Origin of the sequence: Cupriavidus necator N-1 (assembly GCF_000219215.1) — a bacterium.
GTDB classification, from domain to species: Bacteria; Pseudomonadota; Gammaproteobacteria; order Burkholderiales; family Burkholderiaceae; genus Cupriavidus; species Cupriavidus necator.
The window spans coordinates 115,530-141,271 of record NC_015727.1; the positions used below are offsets into that span (position 1 = coordinate 115,530).

Genomic DNA, 25,742 nt, shown 5'->3' on the forward strand with positions numbered 1-25,742 from the left:
TGTTTTCGAATTGCGGCGCCCGTAGATCGATGCGTCGGATGTCAGGATTCGGCGTAAAAGCCCGGAAGCGCGAGGATCGTCTCCAGTTCCTGTAGCGCGCGCCGAATCTCGTCAAGCAGAGCTGGATCCGCGAGGTCCTGCGGCAGCAAGCGGTCGCGGTAGTGACGGCAGACCCAGTCTGTGAGGCGCGCGTGAAGTTCCTCGCTGAAGAAGACGTTGGCACGGATGGCTGCCGCCTGGCCGTCATCGAGCACGACTCGAAGCCGCAGACAAGCCGGACCACCGCCATTGCGCATGCTTTCACGCAAGTCGAACGACAGCACCTCGTCGACCGCGCCGCCGGGGGTAGAGATCGCCTCGAGGTAGTGCCGGCTCGCAGGCAGCTCAAGGCACTCCTGCGGCACGACAATCAGTGTGCGACCCTGCGCATCGCGCAGCAGTTGGCTGTTGAACAGGTACGTGGAGACGGCGTCGTCGAGCGAAACTTCCCGGGAATCGACCCGGATGGCTCGCAGAGTGAAGCCGACGGCCTCGCAACTCCGTCTGAGCGCGCCAATTAGGCCAGACTCGTCCTCGAAGGCGGCCTCATGGTAGAAAAGGGTGTCGAGGTTGCCAACGGCAATCACATCGTTGTGGAACACGCCGGCGTCGATCGCCGCGGCGGACTGCTTGCCGAAGAGCACACGAGACGAATCGAGGCAATGCAGGCGCGCAACGGCGCGACTGGCCTCATCATATTGGCGAGAGTCAAAGCGCTGACGAGCACTGGGTTCTGCGCCAAAGGTTTCTCCCCCGTAGACGAACAACTGCACGCCGGGCAGGCCGTGACCCGCCGTTAGCCGCGTGTGGTTGGCCGCGCCTTCATCGCCGAGCGACGTGGCTCCCGGGACCGCATCGTGCACGACGAAACGCGCCGGATCAGCGAAGATTGCGCGAAGCAGTCGGGTAGTATCGGGGTGTTCGATGGATCGATGCAGTTTGGCGCTCAGGTTGGCCGGGGTGAAATGCATTTTGCCGTCGGCCGAATCAGCTGCAGGGCTGACCGTTGCCGCGTTCGCCACCCACATTGAGGAAGCGGAATACGCCGCGGAAAGCAGTCTCTGGTCCGCGTGTGCGGCTTCGGCGAGTACCGCGGCATCATTCCCGCGAAAGCCCAGTTGGCGCAGCAGGCGCAGGTTTGGGCGCGACAGTGGGGGCAGGATAGCTTGGGGAACGCCGCGACGATGAAGTGCGAGCATTTTTTCCAGCCCCTGCAGCGCTGCCAGGCGTGGGTTCGATACCGTGCCACGATGGCGCATGGAGGCGACATTGCCGCTCGCTAGCCCGGCATGGTGATGACTAGGGCCGACCAGTCCGTCGAAGTTGAATTCTCGGGCCTCACAGGTCGATGAAGTGGAAGTGTCAAGTAGGCTGGCCATGAGCGATGTTTCCTGGTTTGAGCGTGGCGACGCGCACCGGATTGCCTGCATCGACGGCTAGGGCGGCGCATTCCTCGTGCGTAAGCGATAGCCTCCCAAATGCAGGTGCAGCATCGGTGACGATAGCGCGGAAGTCCGCCAGACGCGTATTGCAGACTAGCTGCGGAGCCCCGGCGTGCAGCGCGCGCGTCCCATCCGGCACCGGGTACGCAATTGCTAATGTGCTTTCCTTGGTAATTCGTAGGTGCCGGATGTGGCCCTGTACAACCGGGCCGGCATCGAAGATGTCGACCAGCCCTTCATAGGCCATCCCTTCTTGCTCGAGCATGCGGCGGGCGGGCTCCGTGGATGCATGGACACGCCCGATGACCGCTTGTGCTTCCTCGGTCAGGAAGTCCGCATAGATAGGAAAGCGTGGCATCAGTTCGGCAATAAACGACTTCGCCCCGCCGCCGCTATGGTCGTCGGCGACAGAGAAATCCATCTTGAAGAAATGCTGGCCTAGGCTTTCCCAGAATGGCGAGGTGCCATCCGGGCGCAGGTAGCCACGGAGTTCCGCACAGAGGACGTCCGGTAGCAGATCGACAAAGCTGGCGGCAAACATCAAGCGACCTTTGGACAGCAGCTTGCCGTTGTGTCCCTGCCGGTGCGAAGGGTCGAGAAAGAGCGTGCGCAGTTCGGCGCAGCCAGTGAGGTCGTTCGACAGGAAAAGTGTCTTCTTGTTCGAGTACACGCCGATCTCCCGGCTCGAATGGACGAGCTGGCCAAGGCGGAAACTGTAGAACGCTTCGTCGAGGCCGACCGCGGCCTTGATCGCACTGACGCCGGCGATGTCGCCGTTGCGGGTGTTCTCGAGTACGAACACATAGTCGCGCTCGGTGGGGGCAATCGTGCCGGCAAAGGAGGCCTCGGCCGTTACGATGCGCCTCGCGAGCGCGTCAGGGTCGGCCTTCAGTGTCGTCATTCCTGGCCCGACACGGCCGGCGAGGGAGAGGAGGGCGGGCAGGTCAGCAAAACGGATCGCACGCAGTACTAGCATGTTTGTTTCCCCTGACGCATCAGGCCGATGCAACGATGACGGCATCGCCGGTGCCGACGTGGAGCGCGTCCTGCGTCGCGGCGGAAAGAAGGATTCGGCCCCGATCGAGTTCAACCGTAGCCGGTGCCATCGCACAGCGGAAGGCCTGGGTCGCGGTGGCCGTTGCAATCAGACAGGTTTCGCCCGGACGGCTATCGACGGCTTCCGCGACGGTCAGCGTGCGGGTCGTCGACAGGGTGCGCAGGCGCGACGCGTGAGCTTCGAGCACGGGGCCTCCATCGAAGATGTCGACGTAGCGATCCACCTCGAAGCCTTCCCCCGCGAGGATGTCGAAGGCGGTGCTCGCTGCCGGATGGAGCTGGCCTATGACTTCACAAGCGGCTTCGGGCAGAAGTGGTACGTAGACTGGGTAGTGCGGCATCAGCTCCACAATCAGAGTCCCATTGCGGGCGCCACGCACCGCGCGCTCGGCAGACAGGTAATCCATGTTGAAGAACTTGCGACCGATTGCGTCCCAGAAGGGCGATGTATGGTCGGAGAAGGTCTGCCCCGGCAGGCAGGCGAAGAAGCTGTCGGCGAAGCGTCGGCGGTCGGCCGCCGCCAGCATCAGCCGCGCCCGCGACAAGAGCGTTGCGGCAGCGGCATGCCCGGACGAAACCTGCAGACCGGACAGTTGGGAATGCGCCGTCAGGTCTGAATTCAGTGTCAGTACATGGACATTGTTGGCGATTCGCAGGTCGCGAGAGACGTGGTGTACGACATCGTTGCGATAAGAGAAGTAGGCGCCTGCGGATCCTGCCGTGGCGGCAATGGCCGCCGTCCCGACGATGGCACCGGTGTCGTCTTCCAGTACGAGTTGGTAGTGCTCGTCTGCAGGGGCATCAACCAGTCGGGCCAGGGCCTCACGCGTGTGCGCGATGGCTTCTTCAATGGCGTCGTGCGTACGGGGGAGTGTATGGACATGCGGGGGAGCCATTTCCGCAAGCGCCATCAGGCTTGGCACATCGTCATCGGCGGCGGGGCGTGCAATCCACATGGCGGGGAAGCTCCATCAACTATCCGGATGTCACTCTACGGATAAATTGCGCGGTTGCCGTTCAGGATTGCGACGAGATTTTGCGTCGTTGCGTCGTTGCGTAAAGCAGTTGACGTCGTGCCTTAGCCTTCAGGGCGCGCCGCCAGCCAAGATGCGCTGCCGCTCCTCACGTGGCGTCGTGCCATACACCGTACGGTACGCCGTGGAAAAATGCGGGCCGGAGGAGAAGCCGCACATCAGTGCGATTTGCAGCAGCGAGTGGCGGGAATCGCGAATCAACCGCTGTGCATGGGCTAGGCGAAGTTCCATGTAATGTCGCGACGGTGCAGTGCCGAGACACTGCCGAAAAATCCGTTCCAACTGCCGCCGAGAAACGCCGGCTAATCGTGCGATCTCGTCAGCCTGCAGCGGCTCCTCGAGGTTTGCCTCCATCAGCGCGATAGCTTCGACCAAGGCCGGCGGGTGCCCCGCAGACACTGGATCGGCGGGGCGTTGCAGGTCGGCGGGCGCACGCACTTGCCCGACGCAGAGGCGAGCTTGGAGGTCGGCAGCGGCACGCGTTCCCAGTACGTCGCGCAGGAAAATCAAAGCTAGGTCGATGACCGCCGCACCACCGCAGCAGGTGGTCCATCGACCTGCGTGCTCAATGATGGCTGGCGAGAGAATACTGTCGGATTCGGCCACGAGTTGGGCTGCCTGCATCCAGTGCGGCGCGACGCGGATGCCCTTGGCGCGCCCAGTGTGGATCATCCATAACACCGCCGCGCCAACGGCGATGACATACGTGGCGCGCTCGACCAGTGACTCGAGTTGCGGCGCCGCAAGCCAGTCCGGCTCTTGTTGCCATAGGATCAGTACATCCGGCGGGGCTAGCGTCGCGGCCTGAGGCGTCAGAGTTGAGACACGCAGCGCCTCATGCTCGGTACCTGCCAATTCCAGAATCTGTCGCAGCAGGGCCACGTCCGCCGGCAGGTATGCCGGATCCCCGGGCAGGAACACATGAATCGACGCGGCACCGACAATTCGGTGCCAGGGCGATCCCCCGTGCGGTGCGTCCATGCCGGTGCTCAATGCCGTTCCTCTTCGCGAATACAGGTCGTTCCGCGTCCATGGTAGTCATTGGGCGTGGCGCTGATAAGAGCCAATTCCACGTGCAGGTACCAGACCAATGCTCGCGCGCCGCGTCTGTGCTGCATTTGCGCCCGATTGGCGAGTTGCTCTATCGTATACCCGATTGTCCAGAATAGATTAATTGTCTATATTTCGTTTCCACGAATCGTCATGCTGGTTTGGCGGAAGCCGCCAGCGAAACAATCAAAGGAGACGCGATGAACTGGAATACGAAACTGCTGGCGAGCCTTCTGGCTGCTTTGGGATTCGCCGGCACAGCGGGCGCACAATCGGCTCAGGTGTTGCGCATGGGCCTGAACCCGACGTATCCGCCATTCGAAAGCAAAGCCCCTTCCGGCGAATTGCAGGGCTTCGACATCGATGTTGGTAACGCCATTTGCAAGAAGCTCAATGCGAAATGCGTCTGGGTGGAGAACGACTTCGACGGGCTGATTCCCGCGCTGCAGGCGCGCAAGTTCGACGTGGTCAACTCGGCGATGAACATTACCGAGAAGCGTAAGCAGGTCATTGACTTCACTGCGCCGATCTACGTGGTGCCGATTCAGTTGGTAGCGCGCAAGTCGACAAAACTGCAGCCCACGCCAGCCGGGATGAAGGGCAAGACGGTGGGCGTGATGCGTGGAACGACGCAGGAGGCCTACTTGCAGAAACATTGGTCGAAGACAGGTACTGAAATCGTTTCCTACCAGGACCAGGCGCAGGTCTTTGCGGACCTAATTGCCGGGCGCATCGACGGCGCGGTTCAAGAATCGCAGACGGCACTGGACGGGTTACTGAGCAAGCCCGAAGGGCGCGACTTCGAGTTCGCCGGCGAGCCGCTGGTTGATCCCTCGACGCTTGGGATCGGTACCGGCCTTGGCATCCGTAAGGGCGACAGCGCGTTGCGCGAGAAGCTGCAGGGCGCAATCGTTGCACTGAAGCAGGACGGTACGCTGTCGACGCTTTCGCAGAAGTACTTCAAGCGAGACATCATTGTCAAAGATTGACGGTAAGCCTTGTCGTTTGTCGGTGGCAAAAGAAGCGGATTGGAGGGGACAGCGTGGACGCAGATGTCGTTGTAATCGGAGCCGGGATTGTAGGTGTGAGTGTCGGCATTCACCTCGCACAGCGCGGGCGGCGCGTGGTCGTAATCGACCGCCGTCTGCCCGGCGAAGAAACGAGCCATGGGAACGCGGGGCTGATCGAGCGAGCCTCGGTCGTACCCTATGCTTTCCCGCGTGACCTGCTCACCATCGTGCGTTACGCGACCAACCGGCAGACAGCCATGCGCTACGACACGAGATCCTTGCCGTCGTTTGCGCCCTGGCTGTTCAGATACTGGCGCGAATCTGCGCCGGCGAGGCTGGCCCGCGCAAGCGCCGATATGCTGCCCCTTGTTGCCAATAGTGTCACGGAGCACGACAAACTGATCGAGCTGGGAGGCCTCGGGGGACTGGTGAAACCTGACGGCTGGATTGAGGCGTACCGGACCGAGGCTGCGCTCGAGCGTCGCCTTCAAGTGTGCAGGGCACTTGGGGATGCGCACGGGCTGGCGATGGCGGCATTGGACCAGCGCGGACTGGAGGCGACCGAGCCGGGCCTTGGCCCGGGCTTCATCGGCGGAATTCATTGGATCGACCCGCGCAGTGTGACCGACCCAGGCCGGCTGACGCAGGGCTATGCTCGCCTGTTCGAATCGCTGGGCGGCCGTATCGAACGCGACACCGTACAGGCGCTTAGCAAGCGCGCGGAAGGTTGGCAAGTCCGTTTGCAGGCCGGTGGCGACATGCTAGCCGCTGAGGTGGTGGTGGCGCAGGGACCCTGGTCCACGGAGCTGATCGCGCCGCTTGGCTACCGGATCCCATTGCGCCCCAAGCGCGGGTATCACATGCATTACCAGGCCGAGACCCGCCATCCGCAACGATATCCAATCGCCGATGCTGAAGTCGGCTACGTGGTGGCGCCCATGCAGCGGGGACTGCGGCTTACAACGGGCGTCGAAGTGACGAGCCCATCCCGTCCGCCGACCACGATCCAGCTTGACCGGGCAGAGCGCCAGGCGAAGCCCATCTTTGGACTGGGCAGGCGGCTGGACGATGAACCTTGGATGGGAAATCGACCCTGTACGCCGGACATGCGCCCGGTGATTGGCCCGGCGTCGCGCCACCTCGGGCTGTGGTTCGCGTTCGGCCATAACCATCACGGGCTGACGCTCGGCCCGGTTACTGGCCGGCTGCTGGCGGAGATGATGACCGGCGAGAAGCCGTTCACGGATCCCACGCCGTACCGTCCGGCCCGCTTCGGGTGAGCGCCCGATGGCATAACTAGGGAGACTACAAATGCTTCATGGATATGGTGCGGTCATTGCCGAAGGGACCTGGCAGACCGTCAAGCTTGCTTTCCTGTCCCTACTACTGGCGGTTCTCATCGGCCTGCTAGGTGCAAGCGCCAAGGTGGCTAGACGCAAGGGCCTGAATCGGGTCGCCGCGCTCTACACCACGCTGATACGCGGTGTGCCGGATCTGGTGCTGATGTTGTTGCTGTTCTATAGCATCCAGATGTGGCTAAATCATTTGACCGACTACGCCGGGATCGGCCAAATCGACATCGATCCGTTTGTAGCCGGCGTACTGACCATTGGCTTCATCTATGGCGCGTACTTTACCGAGACGTTCCGCGGTGCGTTCCTCTCCGTGCCAGCCGGCCAACTCGAGGCGGGGGTTTCGGTAGGCATGACGGGATTCCAGGTGTTTCGGCGGATTCTATTTCCTCAGATGATGCGCTTTGCGTTGCCGGGCATTGCCAACAATTGGCAGGTCCTAGTGAAGGCGACCGCACTGGTGTCACTGATTGGCCTGACGGACTTGGTGAAGGTCGCGCAAGACGCAGGCAAGAGCACCTTCAGCATGTTCCACTTCATCCTGGTCGCGGCAGTGATCTACTTGGCCTTGACCTCGGCTTCTAATTTGGTGTTGATCTGGCTGGGCAAGCGCTACTCACTCGGTGTCAGGGAGGCAAGACTCTGATGGACATGTTATTCGAATACTGGAAGGTATATCTCTATACCGACGGCGGCAAGATGACCGGCCTGGCAATGACCCTGTGGCTGTTGGTGCTGTCGCTGGCCATTGGCTTCATGGCAGCAGTGCCGCTGGCCGTGGCGAGAGCATCGTCAAACCGCTGGCTGGCAACGCCGGTACGCCTTTATACCTATCTCTTCCGCGGCACTCCGCTTTACGTGCAGTTGTTGCTGATCTATTCGGGCGTATACGGGCTGGCCACGGTGCGAGATATCGACGTATTGAACCAATTCTTCCGCAATGGATTCAACTGCACAATCCTCGCATTTGCGTTGAATACCTGCGCGTACACGACGGAGATCTTTGCCGGCGCCATCGCGAGCACTGCCTACGGCGAGGTCGAGGCAGCGCGTGCATACGGCATGTCGCGCTGGAAACTCTATCTGCGGGTGATCCTGCCTTCGGCGCTGCGCAGGGCGTTACCAAACTATGGCAACGAAGTGATTCTGATGCTGCATGCTACCAGCGTTGCCTTTGTTGCCACGGTACCCGACCTACTCAAGGTGGCACGCGATGTCAATGCCGCCACCTATCGCTCGTTCGAAGCGTTTGGCCTAGCCGCGGCACTGTACTTGGTGATCTCACTGGCGGTGGTCCACCTGTTCAAAAAGGCAGAGTACAAATGGCTCGCATTTCTGCGGCCGACGGAGAAGACATGATGTCGACACAAGCACTGAAGATGGCTACGCCGGAACCTGTTCCGGTTCGGTCCACCGCTGTAATGCCGGCGCTTGCCGCTACTGGCATCCACAAGCGATATGGCGACCACGAGGTACTATCCGGCGTGTCACTGGCTGCCGCGTCAGGCGATGTGATCTCGATCATCGGATCCAGCGGCTCGGGCAAGAGCACGTTTCTGCGCTGCCTGAACTTTCTCGAGCAGCCCGATGCCGGCGACATCGTTGTAAGCGGCGAATCGATTCGCATGCATCGCGGCAAGGACGGCAAGATGTACGTCAGCGATGCTAGGCAACTGCGGCGGATTCGTACCCGGCTCGCCATGGTCTTTCAGCACTTCAACCTGTGGTCGCACATGACAGTGCTGCAGAACGTGATGGAAGCTCCGCGCCATGTGTTGGGTGTAGCGCGAAAAGAAGCGGAGGAGTGGGCGGCGCATTGTCTGGACAAGGTTGGCCTGAACGCCCGTACACGCCAGGCGTATCCCGCCCACCTGTCCGGCGGCCAGCAACAGCGCGTTGCCATTGCCCGGGCGCTGGCCATGCGGCCGGACGTCCTGCTCTTCGATGAGCCGACGTCGGCGCTCGACCCGGAACTGGTCGGCGAAGTGCTGAAGGTAATGCAGCAACTGGCCGCCGAGGGTCGCACGATGGTGGTGGTTACCCACGAAATGGGTTTTGCGCGCTCGGTCTCATCGCAAGTCATGTTCCTGCACCGTGGCAAGGTCGAAGAGTCCGGGTCAGGAGAGAAGCTGTTTGCCAATCCCCAGTCGGACCGACTCAGGCAGTTTCTGTCGAGCAACCTCAAATAGGCGTTTCAGGCTGCCATGGCAATTCGTCGACCGCGATTGCGGTATCTTGTTGGCGAAGTCAGTGTTGGCAAAAAGGAACAACAATGAATCGGAAGCGGAAGACCGGGAATGCAGATGTGTTAGTCAAGCGATATGCGCCGATCTCGGATGGCTTGGCCTTGCTCTTTTTCCCCTATGCTGAGGTCGTCATCCACGATACTGCCAGCAAGAAGGTGGTCTACATCGCCAACAATCTTTCGCGGCGGGAAGTGGGGGACGATTCGGCGATCGATGAACTCGATATCGACCCGGCCAAGAGGCTCTATGGCCCCTACGAGAAGGTCAATTGGGATGGACGTCGGATGCGCTCGGTGAGCGTCACGCTGGAGGACGACAAGGGGGCGATGGCCGGGGTCATGTGCGTGAACTTTAATATCGCGGTATTCGAGGAAATCGGTAATGTACTGGAACTCTTCGTACGTGGTGTCGGAGTAGCGCCTTCGCATCCTCTCGACCTGTTCAAGGATGACTGGCAGGAGCGTATCAACGTGTTTCTGCACCGATGGCTGCAAGAGCGCCAGCTTGCGATCAATTCGTTGAGCCGAGACCACAAGCGCGAACTTGTCGAAGCGCTCTACATCGAGGGGGCCTTCAAGGGAAAGAGCGCAGCGAACTATGTGGCGAACCTGCTCGGAATGGGACGGGCAACCGTCTACAAGCATCTCAAGGCGTTGCGGGGTGAACTGATCCCCGAACTCGAAGTTTACAAATAAATGCCAGGCGTGCCGACGAGAAGGCCTTCGCCTGGCCAGATTGAAAGGAACACTACCCTATGACCACTCAGACAATCGAAATGCTCACACCCTACGAAAAACTCGCAGCAATGGGCATAGAGCTCGATCCGATACTGGTGCCGGGCGCCGCGTTCGAGATGGCGGTCCAAAGCGGCAACCTGGTGTTTGTTTCTGGCCATATCGCGCGCAGGAGCGGCGCATCGTGGCAAGGAAAGCTCGGGGCCGGCATCGGCACAGAGGAAGGCAAAGCGGCGGCGCGGGCAGCTGCCGTGGACTTGGTAGCTACTTTGCATGAATTCCTCGGAGATCTGTGCCGCGTGAAGAGGATCGTCAAGGTCATGAGCTTGGTGAACTCCTCGACGGACTATACGGAGCAGCACGTGGTGACCAATGGCGCTTCGGAGCTGCTGCGCGAGGTGTTCGGAGAGGTCGGTCGTCACGCGCGGAGCGCGTTTGGCGTGGCACAATTGCCGCTAGGTGCTTGCGTGGAAATCGAGATGGTGGTGGAGCTCCACGATCCGAAAGTTCAGTCTTGACTTTATCGCGGGCTAGCTGGCGAGCAACGATTCGATGTTCGCGACCATTGCTGAGTCCGAACAAACGGCCGCTTGCACTGAGCTAAGCGAGGCGAAGAATCACAGGGGCGACGGCGACGGCCAAGACTCCTGTGGCGACCTTTCGCTCCGGAAGGGATAGTGATACTGGGTGTGCCCGGCAGTAGTGCAGCGCGGCACCTGTGCTTCGCGGATGGCGCGAGCGATGACTTGCACCCCCTGGTCGATGGCATTGTCGGGAACGCAGGCATAGCCCAGGAGCAACCCCTTGCGGAAGTTGTGCGCATTCTGGCTCTGATAGTAATGCGACAGCGGTCTCGCGGCAACGTCCCGGGCTTGAACCTGATGGCTGATCTCTACGTCGTCCATGTCGTCAGGGAGCAGCAAGACCAGATGGAGACCGGCATCCTGTGCGGCGACCGGCCAGTCGGGCCCAAGATGCGCAGCGATGGACTGGCGCAGCAGTCCATGGCGCTTGGCGTAAACATGCCGCACGCGGCGGATGTGCGCCGCATAGTGGCCCTCCGTCATGAAATCAGCCAATGCCGCTTGCTGGACGAGCTGTCCTTCGCGGTACAGCTCCGCCAATGCATGCATGGCACACTTCGCGATAGATCTCGGCAGCACCATGTAGCCCGTTCGCATGCCCGGAAACAGAGTTTTCGAGAACGTGCCCATGTAGATGACCCGCTCATTGTTGTCCAGTCCTTGTAGCGATGCCAGCGGACGGCCCTCGAAGCGAAACTCGCTGTCGTAATCGTCCTCAATGATCCAGCAACCCGCACGCTGTGCATAGTCAATCAGCATCAACCGGCGCGACACGCTCATCGCCATTCCCAGAGGATACTGATGGGAGGGGGTGGTAAAGACAAAGCGCGGCGCCTGACCGTTGAGGTGCGCGTCGCTGGGTGCCATGCCGTCGGCATCGACGGCGACCGGCACAACCTCAATGCCATTGCTGGTGAGCACACTGCGCGTTCCCCAGTACCCGGGGTCTTCCACCCAAGCGCGGTCTCCCGGGTCGCCCAGCAGACGAGCGACGACATCGATGGCCTGGTGAATACCCGAGGTAATCACGATCTGCTCTGGATCGCATTGCACGGAACGTGAAAGATGGAGGTGCTCAGCAAGCGCACGCCGCAGCGCTGGATGGCCGCCGACCGTGTTGTAGCTGAGCGTCTCCGCGCCGGGGCGACGCCAGTGCCGGTTCAGTAGTCGCAACCAGATCTGGCGAGGGAAGAGCGAAACATCGGGAACACCCGCGACAAAGGCGCCCCATTGCCGGTTCGAGGCCCCCCGGTGTGCCAGCAACTGGGTGCCTCGCGCAGACAGGCTCGGGGATTGAGTTGTGAGTTGCCCATGAATACGGCCCGCGGGATCAGGTGCAGGGTGGGCGGTTCGAAGCGGGACATGCGCCACGAAAGTCCCGCGTCCCACGGTGGCGGTGACGTAGCCTTCGGCCAGTAACTGATCGTAGGCGTTGAGGACCGTATTTCGAGAGACGCCTAGTTCCTGCCCCAATAGACGGGACGGTGGAAGCCGGCTGCCGCCCGACAGGCTTCCTTCAAGAATCTCCCGCTTGATGAATTCATAGAGCTCCCGATGCATGCAGTCGCCAGTGCCCGCCCCAGGGGTCCAGGCGCGTTTTTGCAACAGGAGTTCGGAGAGCAGACTAGCTTTGACGGGCATGCGGCTGTGGTCTCATGAGAGGAAAGGTGTTGGGATATCACGGTCACCAGTCGCGGTATCCCTAGCCCTCGTTTGGTTAGTCTTGAAATCGGCCGGCCACTGCTGGCGCGGCTCACCGGGCGCAAACGAGAAGAGGACAGTGCGCTCGCTCTCGGCGAACGTGGCCACCGACTGCATCCACGGTTCTCTCCCTGGCCATTGCATCTCGACCGCGCCGCTGCGAGGCCAGTAGGTGGCGGTATAGAGTGTTCCGTAGCCGCGTTGGTACGAGTCCTGAAGCATCGGGGGACGCGTCAGCGCCATCGCCATGTCGCGGGCACTTCCCGGCTGTGTCATGCGGCCCTCGAGCCACTGCTGGCGCTCCACGGATCGGGTCGCCTTGGCGTGCTCGGGCCATTCGACGCACTTCTGGTGGTTCGCAACGACGGCCAGCCGGTGGACTTCTGTAGCCCTGTCCGGTGCCACGAATACCGTGGCCCAGTCGCCCTGGCGATCAAGCAGCGTGATGCTGTAGGTGGTACTCACGGGCACGCGCTCGAGGAGACGGATGGCCTCGCGGGTCGTGGTGGCGACCTCCAGCACATAGCGCAGTACCAGAGGGACCCCGAATCCCTCGCCGGATACGGTGCGCCCGCCGAAGGACAGCGAGCAGGCGAGCCCACTTTCGTTGAGGCCGTCAAGCGCCCCCCACAAGCAGTCGCTCATGGCGACGACGCGCGGGCCACGCCAGCGGGTCGCCACCCAGTCGCCTTCAAGCAGGGCGGGCGCATAGTCGTAGTTGCGCACCAGCGCCGGCTCCTCGTGGCCTGCAGGGTCCGTCCATATGGCTTGCGTGCAGCCGCCGATGTACGGCGGCGGGCACCATAAGGACAGAAAGCGCGCTTCGATGTCACCGCCGCCGGCCAGGTCCACGAGCGATTCCCATACTGAAACGAGCTCTGGCATGTGCTTGCGCAGTGCGCGGCGACAATCGAGATAGCTCGGGCGGCCAACCGTACCGGTGCGCAGGAACCAGGTGCGGTAGGCGGGCCAGTACCGGTCGAAGCGCGCTCTCCATTGGGGACCTGGCTGGTCCTCCACCCACGCTTCGAAGCGCACCGGAATGTGAACGGCATGGAGGGTCATGACATTAGAGGATCTTGAACGTGCCCGGGGCGGGGGCGGGTTCGTTGGCCGCGGGAACGAACGGCTTGCCGGCGTAGAGCTGCTGGATCCCCCGGATCCAGTCGCGCGAGCGTACATTGAGACGGAAGTTGTCCTTCATCGCCCGGCCGCGGGTAATGAGGATGCCGAGATCGGCCCCCTGGTAGCGGTAGTCGCCCGGGCCTGAGATGCGCAGAAAGAACGCCTCGCGCTCGGAGTCGATAGCGCGCCGCTCATAATCGAAGCGCTGGTAACCAATGGTGCCGTCGTCGGCCATCCGGTAGATTCCTGTCGGCGGCGCGCTAACGAGTTCGTCCACCTGAATTTGCGTAGACTTAATGACGAGTTGCGACCACGAGTCGATGAATTGCGGCTGCGCCCAGCGGTCATTTATTTCCTTGACGTTGAGGTCGAAGGGCATACCCGAGAACTCGAGCAGGTGGAACAGGAACAGAGGGGCATCGGCGTAGGCGAAGGCAGCGTGGTTGGTCATCGGGCTGGCGCCGCAAATACGCGGATTCAATTCACCCAGATAGACTTCTCCCGTGTCCTGATCAACCAGGAAATCAAGGTCGAAGTAGCCGCGGTAGCCCTCCTCGAGCAACTGGTTGCCAAAGCGCTCAGCCATATCGCGCGCCTTGGCACGCACCTCCTCCGAGAACGCGCCAGGGAAGATCTCGTTGCCACACCAGCCCCCCTTGTAGGGTGTCAACTCCTGCGCGCCCACGACCTCGGTGAGGAGGGGACCAACCAGCGTACCGGACTGTGTGGCACAGGCTTCCAGAGTAGCGCCGCGACAGTTGATGCGCTTCATGACCTTGACCTCGGCCTCGCCGACGATGTCGTCCTTGTGTTTCTCAAAGTCAGCTTCGCTGGCAATGAAGAAGGTCGTGTGGCCGGAGTCTCCGAACGCTGACTGCACCACGAGATCTGTTCCGAGACCCGCCGCACCGGCGGCGCATAGGAGTCCCTCGTAGCTGGTGACCTTCTGGAGCGTGTTCGGTACCGATTGGACGCCAGCCTTGTTGCCGATGCGCACGGTCTCCATCTTGTTGTCGCAGCGCTGGCGCAGGGCTGCGGGCGGGAACCATACGTCCATGCCAATTTCCTTAGCCAGCGCTTCGGTCTTCTCGTCGAACATCAGGAAGGTGGCCACCGGTCGGCCGCCGCGGCGCTCGATGAGGTCGATCACTTCCTTGTGCTGCAGCAGGTAGTTGTTAATGTCCTCAATGGACTCGAACTCCTCATGGGGCGTCTCGCTGGGAACGAAGACGTTGGGGTGCCTGCCGTCGAAGCAGTCGATGTAGCTGATGTAGCGGAAACGGTTGACCCATCGATCTACACCGAGCAGGTTGAAATTGGTGGCGCTGATGAAATAGATGGGACGCTCGTTGCGGTGGAACATCAACAGCATGTCGGCGATGGTGCGGATCTTCTGGCTCATAGGATTGGTTCCACGTTTCTTCTGACAACGGCAAGGCATGCTCAGACGGGCTTGGTCAGCGGGCCAAGGGTGTGGAGATAGCCGTTCGCCCCATTGCGCGCGTACACGGGAAACTCACACGCTCGGTCGCGGAAGCTCTTCAGCGGCTGGCCCAAGCTGCGCAGACCGCGTTCCCGTTCCCGGCGCACGCGCTGCAGGTCGATTTCGATGGCGATGATCTCATCACCCGCCTGGGACTCGTGCAGCACATATCCAGACGGATCGCAGACGATGGAGCGGCCGACGCCGCCGTCGCCGATACCGTTGATGTCGAAGAAATAGACCTGGTTGGTCACTGCCGAGGCTCGGGCGATCGCCAGTTCGACGTCGCGGTCGATCGTGTCTGTCATGGTCGGATGAAGGATCACCTCCGCACCGAGGGCGACCAGGGACCGCGTGGTCTCGGGGAACCACATGTCGTAGCAGATCGAGACCCCGAATCGCCCAACATCCAGCACGTCGAACACGCAGAACTCAGTGCCGCCGTCGACGCCGGCTTCATAGGGACGGAACGGGAACAGCTTGCGGCAGCGAGTCACCACATTGCCGTGCGGATCGATGACCGGCGTGGTGTTGTAGACCACGGTGCCGTCGGGTGTCGCCACAGATTCGAACATCGACCCGGGGATCAGCCACAGGCCGGTCTCGCGGGCCAGTTCGCGCAGGCGCTCTTCGGTCGGCCCTGGCAGCGCCTCAGCCTTCTCGCGGCTGGGACCGAGCGGGCACAACTCCGGGAATAGCACCATGCGCACCCAGGGGAAACGCTTGCTGATGTGCTTCATGTAGCCACCCATGCGTTCTACGTTGTCTTGTGAGGCGGAGACGTACATCTGGACGCCAGCGATGCCGAAGTTGGAGAGGGTCACTTGCACTCCTCAAGAGGGGGAGATTGTCGATAGATGGCCGTTCACGCGCAGGCCGCAGCAGGAGCATCGACTGGCGGCTCCCAAGTCTGTCCAGGAATGGAGCCAATAAGACGGCGGGTGTATTCGTGCTGCGGGTCGTCGAAGATGCGCGAGGGCGGGCCGGACTCCACCACGCCGCCGCGGTGCATGACGATGACGTGGTGGCAGATCTGGGCGGCAACCCGCAGGTCGTGTGTAATGAAAATCAACGCGAGGTTTAGCTGCTTTTGCAGCCGGCCCAGCAGCTCCAGCACCTGGGCTTGGACCGACACGTCGAGAGCTGAGACGGATTCGTCCGCGACGATGAGCTTCGGCTCAAGCGCCAGCGCACGTGCGATGCCAATGCGCTGGCGCTGGCCGCCCGAAAACTGGTTGGGGTAGCGGTCGAAGGCCGACGCCTCCAGACCCACCAACTCCAGCAGCTCTCGGGTGCGACGGTGCGCCGCGGCGACGGGCACGCCATTAGCGACCGGCCCGTCGGAAATGATCCGGCCGACGGTGTGCCGGGGGTTCAGCGAGGCGAAAGGATCCTGGAAGATCATTTGCACGTCGCGGCGCAGAGGACGGAATTGGCGTTCACTCAGCGTGGCGAGGTTGCAGCCGTCAAACAGCAACTCTCCTCCATCGATATCTGTCAGGCGCAACAGGCACTTCCCGATGGTGGACTTGCCCGAGCCCGATTCGCCGACAATCCCTAGCGTCTCACCACGGCGAACACTGAAGCTCACGTCATTCACCGCGTGGACCACACGTTTAGGCGCGAACCAGCCGCCTCCGGTGGCGTAGGTCTTGCGCAGGTTGCGCACTGCCAGCACGGTTTCCGCCTGCGTCGACGACGTCCGCTGTGCGCGGCCGCGGGGTACGGCGCCAATAAGTCGCCGAGTGTACGGGTGCCGGGGCGCGTTGAGCACCTGCTCGGCGGGGCCAATCTCGACCAGGCGGCCCTTTTCCATGACAGCGACGCGATCGGCAATTTCAGCCACCACGCCAAAGTCGTGGGTCACGAACATCACCCCCATGCCTTTCTCGTCCTGGATGCGGCGAATGAGCGCGAGGATCTGCGCCTGTGTCGTCACGTCCAGAGCCGTGGTCGGCTCGTCGGCGATCAGCAAGCCGGGTTCGAGCGCTAGGGCCATCGCGATGACGACGCGTTGGCGCTGGCCGCCCGACAAGCGGAACGGGTAGCTGTGGCGCAGCGTCGCAGGATCAGGCAGACCAACGAACTCGAGCAGCTCCAGTACGCGGCGTTCGCAGGCCTCGGGCTCATGACTGCGATGCACGCGCATGACTTCGGCGATCTGGTCGCCCACGGTCATCAGGGGATTCAACGCGGACAGCGGCTCCTGGAACACCATGGCCATGTCCTTGCCCCGCATGGACAGCAGGGTGGCTTCGTCGAGCTGGAGCAGGTCACGGCCCTGGAACAGAATCCGGCCGCTTTCGGGCACGAGGCCGGGGGGAAGCAGGCCCATGATGGCGTTGGAGCTCATGGACTTGCCCGAACCCGACTCACCGACGATGCAAAGGATTTCGCCGGGGAACAGGTCAAACGAGATGTCCTTTACCGCATAGGAGCGGTCCGCACCTGGGGGCAGTGGGATGCTGAGCTGCTGGATCGACAGCAGCGGCGCCTGGGATGGATCTTTCTGGGGCATGGGGATCTCCTATTCGCCGCGCTTGCGCAGTTGCGGGTTCAGGGCATCGTTGAGGCCTTCGCCAATCAAGTTGATGGCGAGCACGGTCAGGAGGATGGCGACACCGGGCCACACGCTCATCCACCAGGCCTCGCGCAGCATGGTGCGCGAGGCGCCGATCATGAAGCCCCAGCTCATCATGTTGCGGTCGCCCAGGCCGAGAAAGGACAACGACGACTCGGTGAGGATGGCGGTGGCGACCATGAACGAAGCGGTGACGATGATGGGCGAAAGCGCGTTGGGAAGGATCTGAGTGAGGATCACGCGCAGCGGCTTCTGGCCGATCACGACGGCAGCCTGAACGAACTCGCGTTGCTTGAGGCTCAGGAACTCGGCACGCACGAGCCGCGCCACCGGCGGCCACGACACGACCGCGATGGCTCCCACAATTGTCACCAGCGAGGGGCTGAAAATGGCCACGATCACCACCGCCATCGCCAGTTGGGGGATGGTCTGGAAGAACTCGGTGAAGCGCATCAGCCCATCATCGATCCGACCGCCGCTGTAGCCAGCGACCGCGCCTATCAGGATGCCGAACACCAGGGCCACGATGGTGGAGACAACACCAACCAGCAGCGACACGCGCGCGCCGTAGAGCATGCCGGCCGTGACGTCACGGCCCAACATGTCGGTGCCGAAGGGCAGCGACGGGTCGGTGAACGGTTCCACCAGCGGCGAGGAGACCATCGTCCACGGCGACTCTTCGTAGAACAGCGAGGCGGTTCCTGCGAAGAATAGGACAGCCAGGAAGATGAATACCCCAAACAGCGCGCCGTAGTTGCGCGAGAAGCGGCGAAGGAAGGATTTCATGCGGGTGCTCCTTGACCGGCTGCGATGCGGGGATCGACGAACCGGTAGACGATGTCGGTCACCAGGTTGAAGGTCACGACCAGGACCGAGGTCATGAAGAAGATGCCCAGCAGAAGCTGGTAGTCGCGCTGAAGCAGCGCATCAAACATCAGGCGGCCGATGCCGGGCCAGGCGAATACGGTCTCGGTGAGTACCGCACCGCCTGCCATCTGGCCGAGCTGGATGCCTGCAAAGGTGATGACCGGCAGCAAGGCGTTGCGCAGCACATGTACGCGGATCACACGACGTGCCGGAACGCCCTTGGCGCGCGCGGTTTTCACAAAATCCATGCCCATCGCTTCGAGCATCGATGCTCGCGTGAGACGCACATAGACGGCCATGAAGAAGCAGCCGAGCGACAACGTGGGCAGCACCATGTGGTGGGCGATGTCCAGCATACGGTCGAATCCGCTCAGGTTGGCGCCGATCGATTCCATGCCGAAAGCCGGCAGCCAACCGAGTACGACCGAGAACAGGATGATGGCCATTAGCGACAACCAGAACAACGGCGTGGCATAGAGCAGCAGGGCGCCGGACATCAGTGCGCTGTCAAGCCACCGGCGCCGGTTCTCGTAACGTGTCCGGGCGGCCAGGACGCCAAGTGCCACGCCCATCACGATGGAGAGCAGGAAGGCGCTGCCCATGAGCAGGAATGTCGCGGGCAGCCGGTCGAGGATCAGATCCAGCACCGGCAGCCGGTTTCGGTAGGAATAGCCGAGATCAAGCTGGGCGATTCCCTTGAGGTAGGTACCGAGTTGGATAACGAGCGGCTTGTCGAGTCCAAATTGCTCGCGCAGTTGACTGACGAAGACCTCATCGCCAGCGCCGGCCTCCCCGGCCAGTACCGTGGCCGGATCGCCGGGCGCCATGCGAACGAGGAAGAAGTTCAGAATGACGACACCGAGCACGACCACGAGGGCCTTTGCGAGTCGGGACGACAGAAAGGAGAGGAAGTTCATCGAGGGCTCCAGGCGCAAGGTAGGAGCCGCGGGCCGACCAACTGCGGCCCACGGCTGGGCTCACTTTTTGTCGATGTAGACCTTGTCGAACGACTCGTTCAGGCCAATTGCCGTGGTAACGAGGTTCTTCACGTTGGCGCGGTAGAGGGTGGGGAACTCCATCTCCAGCAGGTTGGCATTGGCCACTTCGCTGGTAAGCAGCTTCTGTATCTCGCTGTAGGCGCTTTGGCGCTCGGCAGCTACCTGCGTGGAGCCACCGCGCATCCAGAGCTGATCTACCTTGGGATTGTTGTAGCCCTGCACGTTGGCGAAGGGCGATCCCTTGACGATATTGCTGCTGCGGTAGAAGCGCTCCACACCCAGTGCCGGGTCGCCGTACTGGTAGGCGAAGGTGACCGTCATGTCGAAGTCCCAGTTGCTCACGCGGCCGGACCAGCTACCCGCGTCCGACGACTCGATGCTCACCTTCAGGCCGATGCTCTCCAGCATCTGCTTGATGTACTCATCAAGGCGGTCCCAGTTGGCACCATAGGAGGTGGAGAGGATCTTGACCGGATACTTGGCCACGTCCACGCCAGATTCCTTGACGAGTTCTCGGGCCTTCTTCAGGTTGAAGTCGAACGTCGGCGTGTTTTTGTCGTAGAACAGCGTGTTGGAGGTGAAGGGACCTGTCGCTGGCTTGCCCAGCCCGAAGAAGATGTTCTCGGCAATGAGCTTGCGGTTGAGCGCATGCATCGCGGCCTGGCGTACCTTGACGTTGTCGAACGGGGGCTTGCGCTGGTTCAGGATGAGGTAGGCCATCGGCGAGAACAGTTCCCAGCCTTTGGTCGTATACTCGACGCCAGAGATCGCGCGCAACCGCTTGACGTCCACGTTGTCAACGTCGCCGCCACGCAGCACCTGCACGTCGCCGCGTTCAAAGGCGACGGCACGCGACGCCGAATCCGGAATCACGTTGAACACCAGTTCATCGAGGTAGGGCAGCCCCTTCTTCCAGTAGTTGGGATTTCGCACGAGCTTGATGTAGGCACCCTTCTTCCACTCCTTGAACATAAAGGGGCCGGTGCCTACCGGCGTTTGGTTGGCCGGATTCTTGCGATAGTCCGTGCCCTCATACAGATGCTTGGGCATCATCGGCATCGTGCCGACCTCGAACATCATGATGAAGGGCGGGAACGGTTCCTTCAGCTTGATCTCGAGCGTGGATGCGCTCACGGCACGTACGGAGGCAACGTACTTGTTGAGCACGGCGCGCGTGCGCACATGCACTTCAGGCAGTAGCTGACCAATGGTGAATGCCGCGTCGGCAGCCGTGAACGGCTTGCCGTCGTGCCACTTCACGCCACTTTGCAGCTCGAAGGTGTAGGTCAGACCATCCGGCGAGATCGTCCAGCTCTTGGCCAGCTCGGGCTGCGGCTTGAGATCTGGGCTATAGGTCAGCAGGCCCTGGTAGATCTTGCCGGCAACGTACTGGGTGGGTGCCTGGGAATTGATCGCACTGACCAGCACTGGCGGCTCGGGCTGGACGATGGCCGACAGCGTACCGCCGCGCGTCTGAGCGTGCGCATTGCCTGCCGGGGCCAACGTGGCAGAAAGCAGGGCCGCTGCGAATGCCAGCGCGGGCACCGTGCGCAGGGAGGAAAGGGATAGAGAGGACATCGGGGTTCTCCTGATGGAGTGCAAGGGGAAGTCGTCTTAGCTGCCAAGCAACACGCGAGTAACTGGTTCGCCCGCGCGCAGCCTGGCCAGGGTGGCTGGCTCGGCCTGGTCGGAGGCCAGCGCCTCGTCGACCACGCGGGCGGCAGTGTCGGCGTCCAGGAACATCACACCGTTGTCGTCCGCAAGGACCAGATCACCAGGCCGCGCGACAGCGCCCCCGCAGCGCACCGGGATGTTGAGCTGGCTACGTCCGGCGCCCAGGCGCTTGGTCGTCAGCAGGCTCGTGCCGCGTGCAAAGACCGGGAGCTTCGTTTCGCGCAGCTCCAGGATGTCGGTGACGACGCCGTCAACCACGATGGCCGCAGCGCCCGCGCTGGCTGCTGCGCAGGCGGTCACGGCACCGACGGGGGCGTGCGTATGGTCGCCCCCCATGTCGATCACCAGCACGTCACCGGGGGTGAGGCTGGCCAACGCCTGGTTCACGGCCACGGCATCGGCGTCAGTGACCTGCAGGGTGACTGCCCGGCCGACGACCTTGACGTTCGGGACGAGTGCCCGGATACCCGAGTCGACGAACCCATCTTCCAGCAGATGACCCAGGGTGGGGAAGCTCACCGCCCGCAGGCGGGCGAGCAGTTCAGGAGGGATGGGGGATACGCTCACGACACCCTCCCCACCGTTGCGGCCGAGTGCGTGACGGCACCTTCATCGCGTTCCCGCCCCAGCGTCTCTGCGAGCAGCCACAACGAAATGGCGGACAGGATGGCCGAGCCGATCATGTACCAGGCGATGGACGACCCACGTCCCGTCGCTGACAGAAGGGCGGTGGTGATGATGGGCGTTGCGGCGCTACCCAGCAGCCCCGACAGCATGTAGGCGATGGACAGGCCCGAATAGCGGACCTTGGTGCCGAACAGTTCGGCCAGGAAGGTGGCAATGGGGCCATAGTTGGCAGCGAATGCGGTCATCATCAGCAGATAGCCCAAAAGCGCCCCGACGAATCCGTGCGAATCCATGAGCCAGAACAGCGGAAATGCCAGCAGAGCCTCAGCGGCAATGCCCGCGAGGATCACCGGCTTGCGCCCAAAGGTGTCCGAAAGGCGGCCGAAGAGCGGCAGCAGGGCGACGCAGAGTGCGCAGGCCGCCAGCACAACCACAAGCATCTCATTGCGGGTGTGGCCCAGAGTCTGCGTGCCATAGGTCAGTCCAAACGCAACCAGCAGGTTGTACGAAGTGCCGGTGGACATGGTGGCAACGCCGCCGAGCAGCACCTGGCGCCAGTTGCGTGCGAAGACTTCGAACAGCGGGACCTTGACCTGCTCGTCCGCTGCCTTGACCTTATTGAATGACGGGGTCTCGGCAATGTTCAAGCGGATATACATGCCCACCCCCACCAGCACGATGCTGGCGAGGAAGGGAATGCGCCAGCCCCAGGACAGCATGTCTTCGGCGGGCATCAACGTATTGCTGACCAGGAAGACCAGGTTGGCGATCAAGGTGCCGAGCGGGACGCCGATCTGCACCCATGAGCCATACAATCCCCTGCGGTTGGAGGGCGCATGCTCCACGGCCATCAGAACGGCGCCGCCCCACTCGCCCCCCAGCGCGAGGCCCTGGATAACGCGCAGCGTCAGGAGCAGGATCGGGGCCCAGACGCCGATCGTCTTGTAGTCCGGCAGCAGGCCGATGGCAAAAGTCGCCATGCCCATCATGACGAGGGAGACCAGCAGCATCGACTTCCGCCCGACCTTGTCGCCGAAGTGGCCGAACAGCGCCGCGCCCACAATGCGCGCGACATAGGCCGAGGCGAAAGTCCCGAAAGCCAGCAGCGTGCCCACCAGTGGGTCAAACGCCGGGAAAAAGATCTTGTTAAAGATCAGCGCGGACGCTGTGGCGAAGATAAACAGATCGTACCACTCGACAGTGGTGCCAATGACGCTCGCAACGGCGATGCGCTTGATGCTGTGGGTTGCTTTCGCTGGCTCTCCAGCGGCTACGGGGCGGTTCATGGCAGTTCCTCAGTATCTCTTGTTGTGTGGCAACCGTGCCCCCCGGGGGAGGGCACGTCGTGGTTCAGGTTCAATCCCGCAAATCGATCCAAGTAGTTTTCAGGTCGCTGTACTTTTCCAGTGCATGCAAGGACTTGTCCCGGCCGAAGCCAGACTGCTTGACGCCGCCGAACGGCACGGTGATGTCGCCGTCGGCGTAGCAGTTGACCCACACTAGCCCGGCGCGCATCCGGCGCGAGAGCCGGTGGGCGCGGCCGACGCTGCTGGTCCACAGGCCGGCACCGAGGCCGTAGACCGAGTCATTGGCCAGCCGGATGGCGTCTTCCTCGGTCGCGAAGCGCTGCACCGCGAGCACCGGCCCGAAGATCTCTTCGCGCACCACCGACAGGTCTTGGGTGGCGCAGTCGAAGATTGTCGGTTCGATGTAGTAGCCGCCCGTCTCGTTGCGCACGCGCTGGCCACCGGTGCGAAGCCGTGCGCCCTCGCGCACACCGGCCTCGATGCGGGCCAGTACGCCTTGCATCTGCCGTTCATCGACGATCGCGCCCATTGGGGCCTCGGGGTCGAGCGGGTCGCCCGGGGCCATCGCCTGAGCGTGTGCCGTGAGGCGCTCCATGAAAGCGTCGTAGATGCCTTCCTGCACGTACAGCCGCGAGCCGGCAATGCAGACTTCGCCCTGATTGACGAAGATGGCCTGGGCGGCGACCAGCGCCGCGCGGTCGAGGTCGGGGCAGTCGTCGAAGATGATGTGCGGGGACTTGCCGCCGCACTCCAGCCAGACACGCTTGAGGTTCGAGTCGGCGGAATAGCGCATGAATCGCTTGCCGGTGAGGGTCGAGCCGGTGAAGGCCAGGCAGTCTACGTCCGGGTGCAGGCCCAGAGCCTGGCCGGCTACTGCGCCCAGACCGGGCACCACGTTGAACACGCCCGGAGGAATGCCAGCTTCGGCGGTGAGCGCCGCCAGGCGCAACGCGCTAAGCGACGACTGCTCGGCAGGCTTTAGCACCACGCTGTTGCCTGCGGCTAATGCCGGCGCCACCTTCCAGGCCGACATCATCAGCGGGAAATTCCACGGCACCACGGCCGCGACCACGCCGACGGGCTCGCGCGTGATGGTGGCGAGCGCACCCTCGTGGGTGGGGGCAATTTCGTCGTAATGCTGATCCACGGCTTCGCCGTACCAGGCATAGCAGCGCGCGGTCTCGGGCACGTCGAACAGCAGGGCGTCGCGCACCGGCTTGCCCATGTCGAGGGCCTCGATCAGCGCGAGCTCCTCGGCATGCTGCTCGATCAGTGCGGCCAGGCGCTGGAGGCGCCGTTTGCGCTCGCGCGGCGCCAGGCCAGACCAGACCCGGGATTCGAAGGTGCGCCGCGCGGCTGCCACCGCCCGGTTCACGTCGGCTTCACCACAGGCCGCAACGTCGGCTAGCTTGCGGCCGTCGATGGGGCTGATGCAGGCAAACGTGGCACCGTCGGTGGCGGGAGTGTAGGCCCCGTCGATGTACGCCAGGCCATCGAAGCGCATCGCTTCGGCCCTGCTCCGCCAGTAGGCGAGGTTGTGCAGTTCCATGTGTTTTCTCCGATTGGAAGCAGCATCAGGCCGCGACGCCGGCACGCGCCAGCATGGCATCGAGCAGGACGTTGCAGCCGGCTTCAAGATGCGCGGGCTGGGCGTCCTCGATCTCGTTGTGGCTCACGCCATCCTTGCATGGCACAAAGATCATGGCCGTGGGGTGGGCCATGGCCATGTGCACGGCGTCGTGACCCGCGCCGGTGACGATGTCCATGGTGGACAAGCCGCGGCGCACGGCGCTCTCGCGAACGCTGTCCACGAGCTCCGGCGCGAATGGGGTGGGCATGTTGTATTGAGCCAGGCGCAGATCGAGCTCCACGTCGTGGCGTTGCGCGATCGTTGCGAAGGACTCGCGCAGGTGCCGGTCCATCGCCGACAGTGTTTCCGCGTAGATATGACGAAGATCCACAGTGAAATCCACGCGGCCAGGCACCACATTGCGCGACGAAGGGTGCACGTTGAGCACGCCCACGGTGCCACGGCCATGCGGCAGATTGTCGTTGGCGATGCCAATCACCGTCTGCACCATCTCGCAGGCGGCAACGAGCGCATCCTTGCGCACGGGCATTGGCGTGGGGCCCGCGTGCATCTCCATCCCGGTGACCGTGACGTCATACCAGCGCACGCCCAGCGAACCCGTAACGGCTCCGATTACTTTGTTCTGGGCTTCGAGCACGGGGCCCTGCTCAATGTGGGCTTCGAAGTAGGCCCCGACCGGGCGCTCGCTCACAGGCTCGGTGCCTGCATAGCCGATGGCAGCCAGCTCGTCGCGCACGCTCAGGCCGGCGCTGTCGCGGGCGTTGAGCGCGGTGTCCAGGGTGAAGCGCCCAGTGAAGACGCCCGAGCCCATCATCACTGGCAGGAAGCGCGAGCCCTCTTCGTTGGTCCAGATAATCAGTTCCAGGGGCGCCTCGGTCTGGACGCCGCGCTCCTGGAGAGTGCGCATCACTTCCAGTCCCGCCATCACGCCGTAGCAGCCGTCGAACTTGCCGCCCGTCGGTTGCGTGTCAATGTGGCTGCCGGTCATGACAGGGGGCAAGGCGTTGTTGCGGCCGGCACGGCGGCCAAAAATGTTGCCGATCTGGTCAACATGGATCTCAAGGCCGGCGTCTTTCATCCAGCCGACCACCAGGTCGCGGCCTTGGCCATCCAGGGCGGTCAGCGCCAGCCGGGCGTTGCCGCCCTTGGGCGTGGCGCCGATGCGGGCCAGGTCCATCAAAGACTGCCACAGGCGCTGACCGTTGATGGCGAGACTCTGAGTGTTATCGAATGTACTCATG

23 protein-coding genes are annotated in these 25,742 nt (G+C 62.6%); 7 read left to right on the plus strand and 16 right to left on the minus strand.

All coding sequences use genetic code 11. The features are described from left to right. Positions 1-41: 41 nt before the first annotated feature. The 4 genes from astB to CNE_RS30750 form a co-directional block, all read right to left on the minus strand. Positions 42-1,418, minus strand: coding sequence for an N-succinylarginine dihydrolase (gene astB / locus CNE_RS30735; RefSeq protein WP_013958606.1), 1,377 nt, complete (start codon positions 1,416-1,418; stop codon positions 42-44). Further along, positions 1,402-2,457: an arginine N-succinyltransferase gene (astA, locus tag CNE_RS30740; RefSeq protein ID WP_013958607.1), complete on the minus strand. Its 1,056-nt coding sequence runs from the start codon at positions 2,455-2,457 to the stop codon at positions 1,402-1,404. The genes astB and astA overlap by 17 nt, the downstream gene beginning before the upstream one ends. 19 nt (positions 2,458-2,476) lie before the next feature. Next, the gene (locus CNE_RS30745) at positions 2,477-3,493 is read right to left on the minus strand and encodes an arginine N-succinyltransferase (RefSeq protein WP_013958608.1); all 1,017 of its coding nucleotides are present in this window, start codon (positions 3,491-3,493) and stop codon (positions 2,477-2,479) included. 129 nt (positions 3,494-3,622) lie between these two features. Next, complete coding sequence (locus tag CNE_RS30750) at positions 3,623-4,564, minus strand: GlxA family transcriptional regulator (RefSeq protein ID WP_049800692.1); 942 nt, start codon at positions 4,562-4,564, stop codon at positions 3,623-3,625. Positions 4,565-4,821: 257 nt separating this feature from the next. Here CNE_RS30750 and CNE_RS30755 point away from each other — a divergent pair, with 257 nt between their 5' ends. The 7 genes from CNE_RS30755 (at position 4,822) to CNE_RS30785 (ending at position 10,481) form a co-directional block, all read left to right on the plus strand. Beyond that, positions 4,822-5,610: an ABC transporter substrate-binding protein gene (locus CNE_RS30755; RefSeq protein WP_013958610.1), complete on the plus strand. Its 789-nt coding sequence runs from the start codon at positions 4,822-4,824 to the stop codon at positions 5,608-5,610. A gap of 53 nt (positions 5,611-5,663) precedes the next feature. Continuing rightward, positions 5,664-6,911 (plus strand): NAD(P)/FAD-dependent oxidoreductase, encoded by a 1,248-nt coding sequence (locus CNE_RS30760; RefSeq protein WP_013958611.1) that lies wholly within the window; start codon positions 5,664-5,666, stop codon positions 6,909-6,911. 31 nt (positions 6,912-6,942) lie between these two features. Then, on the plus strand, positions 6,943-7,629 hold the full coding sequence (locus CNE_RS30765) for an ABC transporter permease (protein ID WP_013958612.1): 687 nt from the start codon (positions 6,943-6,945) through the stop codon (positions 7,627-7,629). Continuing rightward, entirely contained in the window at positions 7,629-8,342 is a 714-nt protein-coding gene (locus tag CNE_RS30770; RefSeq protein WP_013958613.1) for an ABC transporter permease, read from the plus strand. The genes CNE_RS30765 and CNE_RS30770 overlap by 1 nt, the downstream gene beginning before the upstream one ends. 62 nt (positions 8,343-8,404) lie before the next feature. Continuing rightward, positions 8,405-9,172, plus strand: a complete 768-nt coding sequence (locus CNE_RS30775; protein WP_041228966.1) for an ABC transporter ATP-binding protein — start codon at positions 8,405-8,407, stop codon at positions 9,170-9,172. 83 nt (positions 9,173-9,255) lie between these two features. Beyond that, entirely contained in the window at positions 9,256-9,924 is a 669-nt protein-coding gene (locus CNE_RS30780; RefSeq protein WP_013958615.1) for a helix-turn-helix transcriptional regulator, read from the plus strand. Between the two features lie 80 nt (positions 9,925-10,004). Next, a complete protein-coding gene (locus CNE_RS30785) occupies positions 10,005-10,481 on the plus strand; it encodes a RidA family protein (protein ID WP_041229141.1) in 477 nt (158 codons plus the stop codon). A gap of 99 nt (positions 10,482-10,580) precedes the next feature. On the opposite strand, the gene pdxR is transcribed toward CNE_RS30785, so the two are convergent. The 12 genes from pdxR to CNE_RS30845 form a co-directional block, all read right to left on the minus strand. Next, the gene (pdxR, locus tag CNE_RS30790; RefSeq protein WP_013958617.1) at positions 10,581-12,188 is read right to left on the minus strand and encodes a MocR-like pyridoxine biosynthesis transcription factor PdxR; all 1,608 of its coding nucleotides are present in this window, start codon (positions 12,186-12,188) and stop codon (positions 10,581-10,583) included. Between the two features lie 12 nt (positions 12,189-12,200). Next, the gene (locus CNE_RS30795) at positions 12,201-13,313 is read right to left on the minus strand and encodes a C45 family autoproteolytic acyltransferase/hydolase (RefSeq protein ID WP_013958618.1); all 1,113 of its coding nucleotides are present in this window, start codon (positions 13,311-13,313) and stop codon (positions 12,201-12,203) included. A gap of 4 nt (positions 13,314-13,317) precedes the next feature. Further along, a complete protein-coding gene (locus CNE_RS30800) occupies positions 13,318-14,814 on the minus strand; it encodes a biotin carboxylase (RefSeq protein ID WP_013958619.1) in 1,497 nt (498 codons plus the stop codon). A gap of 2 nt (positions 14,815-14,816) precedes the next feature. Further along, on the minus strand, positions 14,817-15,680 hold the full coding sequence (locus tag CNE_RS30805; protein ID WP_013958620.1) for a carbon-nitrogen hydrolase family protein: 864 nt from the start codon (positions 15,678-15,680) through the stop codon (positions 14,817-14,819). A 41-nt stretch (positions 15,681-15,721) separates the two neighbouring features. After that, positions 15,722-17,374: an ABC transporter ATP-binding protein gene (locus CNE_RS30810; protein ID WP_013958621.1), complete on the minus strand. Its 1,653-nt coding sequence runs from the start codon at positions 17,372-17,374 to the stop codon at positions 15,722-15,724. Between the two features lie 9 nt (positions 17,375-17,383). After that, positions 17,384-18,223, minus strand: coding sequence for an ABC transporter permease (locus CNE_RS30815; RefSeq protein ID WP_013958622.1), 840 nt, complete (start codon positions 18,221-18,223; stop codon positions 17,384-17,386). Then, positions 18,220-19,221: an ABC transporter permease gene (locus CNE_RS30820; protein ID WP_013958623.1), complete on the minus strand. Its 1,002-nt coding sequence runs from the start codon at positions 19,219-19,221 to the stop codon at positions 18,220-18,222. Before CNE_RS30820 ends, CNE_RS30815 begins: the two co-directional genes overlap by 4 nt. A gap of 60 nt (positions 19,222-19,281) precedes the next feature. Next, positions 19,282-20,880 (minus strand): ABC transporter substrate-binding protein, encoded by a 1,599-nt coding sequence (locus CNE_RS30825; RefSeq protein WP_013958624.1) that lies wholly within the window; start codon positions 20,878-20,880, stop codon positions 19,282-19,284. A gap of 36 nt (positions 20,881-20,916) precedes the next feature. Further along, positions 20,917-21,543, minus strand: coding sequence for an RraA family protein (locus CNE_RS30830; protein ID WP_013958625.1), 627 nt, complete (start codon positions 21,541-21,543; stop codon positions 20,917-20,919). Further along, entirely contained in the window at positions 21,540-22,889 is a 1,350-nt protein-coding gene (locus tag CNE_RS30835) for an MFS transporter (protein WP_013958626.1), read from the minus strand. Before CNE_RS30835 ends, CNE_RS30830 begins: the two co-directional genes overlap by 4 nt. A gap of 70 nt (positions 22,890-22,959) precedes the next feature. Then, positions 22,960-24,459, minus strand: a complete 1,500-nt coding sequence (locus tag CNE_RS30840; protein ID WP_013958627.1) for an aldehyde dehydrogenase — start codon at positions 24,457-24,459, stop codon at positions 22,960-22,962. 25 nt (positions 24,460-24,484) lie between these two features. Beyond that, positions 24,485-25,741, minus strand: a complete 1,257-nt coding sequence (locus CNE_RS30845) for a Zn-dependent hydrolase (protein WP_013958628.1) — start codon at positions 25,739-25,741, stop codon at positions 24,485-24,487. Position 25,742: the final 1 nt, after the last annotated feature.

Coding starts and splice junctions, on each gene's coding strand:
- CNE_RS30840 (WP_013958627.1), bottom strand. CDS start 24,459: ATGGAACTGCACAACCTCGCCTACTGGCGGAGCAGGGCCGAAGCGATG.
- CNE_RS30820 (WP_013958623.1), bottom strand. CDS start 19,221: ATGAACTTCCTCTCCTTTCTGTCGTCCCGACTCGCAAAGGCCCTCGTG.
- pdxR (WP_013958617.1), bottom strand. CDS start 12,188: ATGCCCGTCAAAGCTAGTCTGCTCTCCGAACTCCTGTTGCAAAAACGC.
- CNE_RS30800 (WP_013958619.1), bottom strand. CDS start 14,814: ATGCCTTGCCGTTGTCAGAAGAAACGTGGAACCAATCCTATGAGCCAG.
- CNE_RS30815 (WP_013958622.1), bottom strand. CDS start 18,223: ATGAAATCCTTCCTTCGCCGCTTCTCGCGCAACTACGGCGCGCTGTTT.
- CNE_RS30785 (WP_041229141.1), top strand. CDS start 10,005: ATGCTCACACCCTACGAAAAACTCGCAGCAATGGGCATAGAGCTCGAT.
- CNE_RS30795 (WP_013958618.1), bottom strand. CDS start 13,313: ATGACCCTCCATGCCGTTCACATTCCGGTGCGCTTCGAAGCGTGGGTG.
- astA (WP_013958607.1), bottom strand. CDS start 2,457: ATGCTAGTACTGCGTGCGATCCGTTTTGCTGACCTGCCCGCCCTCCTC.
- CNE_RS30745 (WP_013958608.1), bottom strand. CDS start 3,493: ATGTGGATTGCACGCCCCGCCGCCGATGACGATGTGCCAAGCCTGATG.
- CNE_RS30845 (WP_013958628.1), bottom strand. CDS start 25,741: ATGAGTACATTCGATAACACTCAGAGTCTCGCCATCAACGGTCAGCGC.
- CNE_RS30755 (WP_013958610.1), top strand. CDS start 4,822: ATGAACTGGAATACGAAACTGCTGGCGAGCCTTCTGGCTGCTTTGGGA.
- CNE_RS30775 (WP_041228966.1), top strand. CDS start 8,405: ATGCCGGCGCTTGCCGCTACTGGCATCCACAAGCGATATGGCGACCAC.
- CNE_RS30780 (WP_013958615.1), top strand. CDS start 9,256: ATGAATCGGAAGCGGAAGACCGGGAATGCAGATGTGTTAGTCAAGCGA.
- astB (WP_013958606.1), bottom strand. CDS start 1,418: ATGGCCAGCCTACTTGACACTTCCACTTCATCGACCTGTGAGGCCCGA.
- CNE_RS30835 (WP_013958626.1), bottom strand. CDS start 22,889: ATGAACCGCCCCGTAGCCGCTGGAGAGCCAGCGAAAGCAACCCACAGC.
- CNE_RS30810 (WP_013958621.1), bottom strand. CDS start 17,374: ATGCCCCAGAAAGATCCATCCCAGGCGCCGCTGCTGTCGATCCAGCAG.
- CNE_RS30825 (WP_013958624.1), bottom strand. CDS start 20,880: ATGTCCTCTCTATCCCTTTCCTCCCTGCGCACGGTGCCCGCGCTGGCA.
- CNE_RS30765 (WP_013958612.1), top strand. CDS start 6,943: ATGCTTCATGGATATGGTGCGGTCATTGCCGAAGGGACCTGGCAGACC.
- CNE_RS30770 (WP_013958613.1), top strand. CDS start 7,629: ATGGACATGTTATTCGAATACTGGAAGGTATATCTCTATACCGACGGC.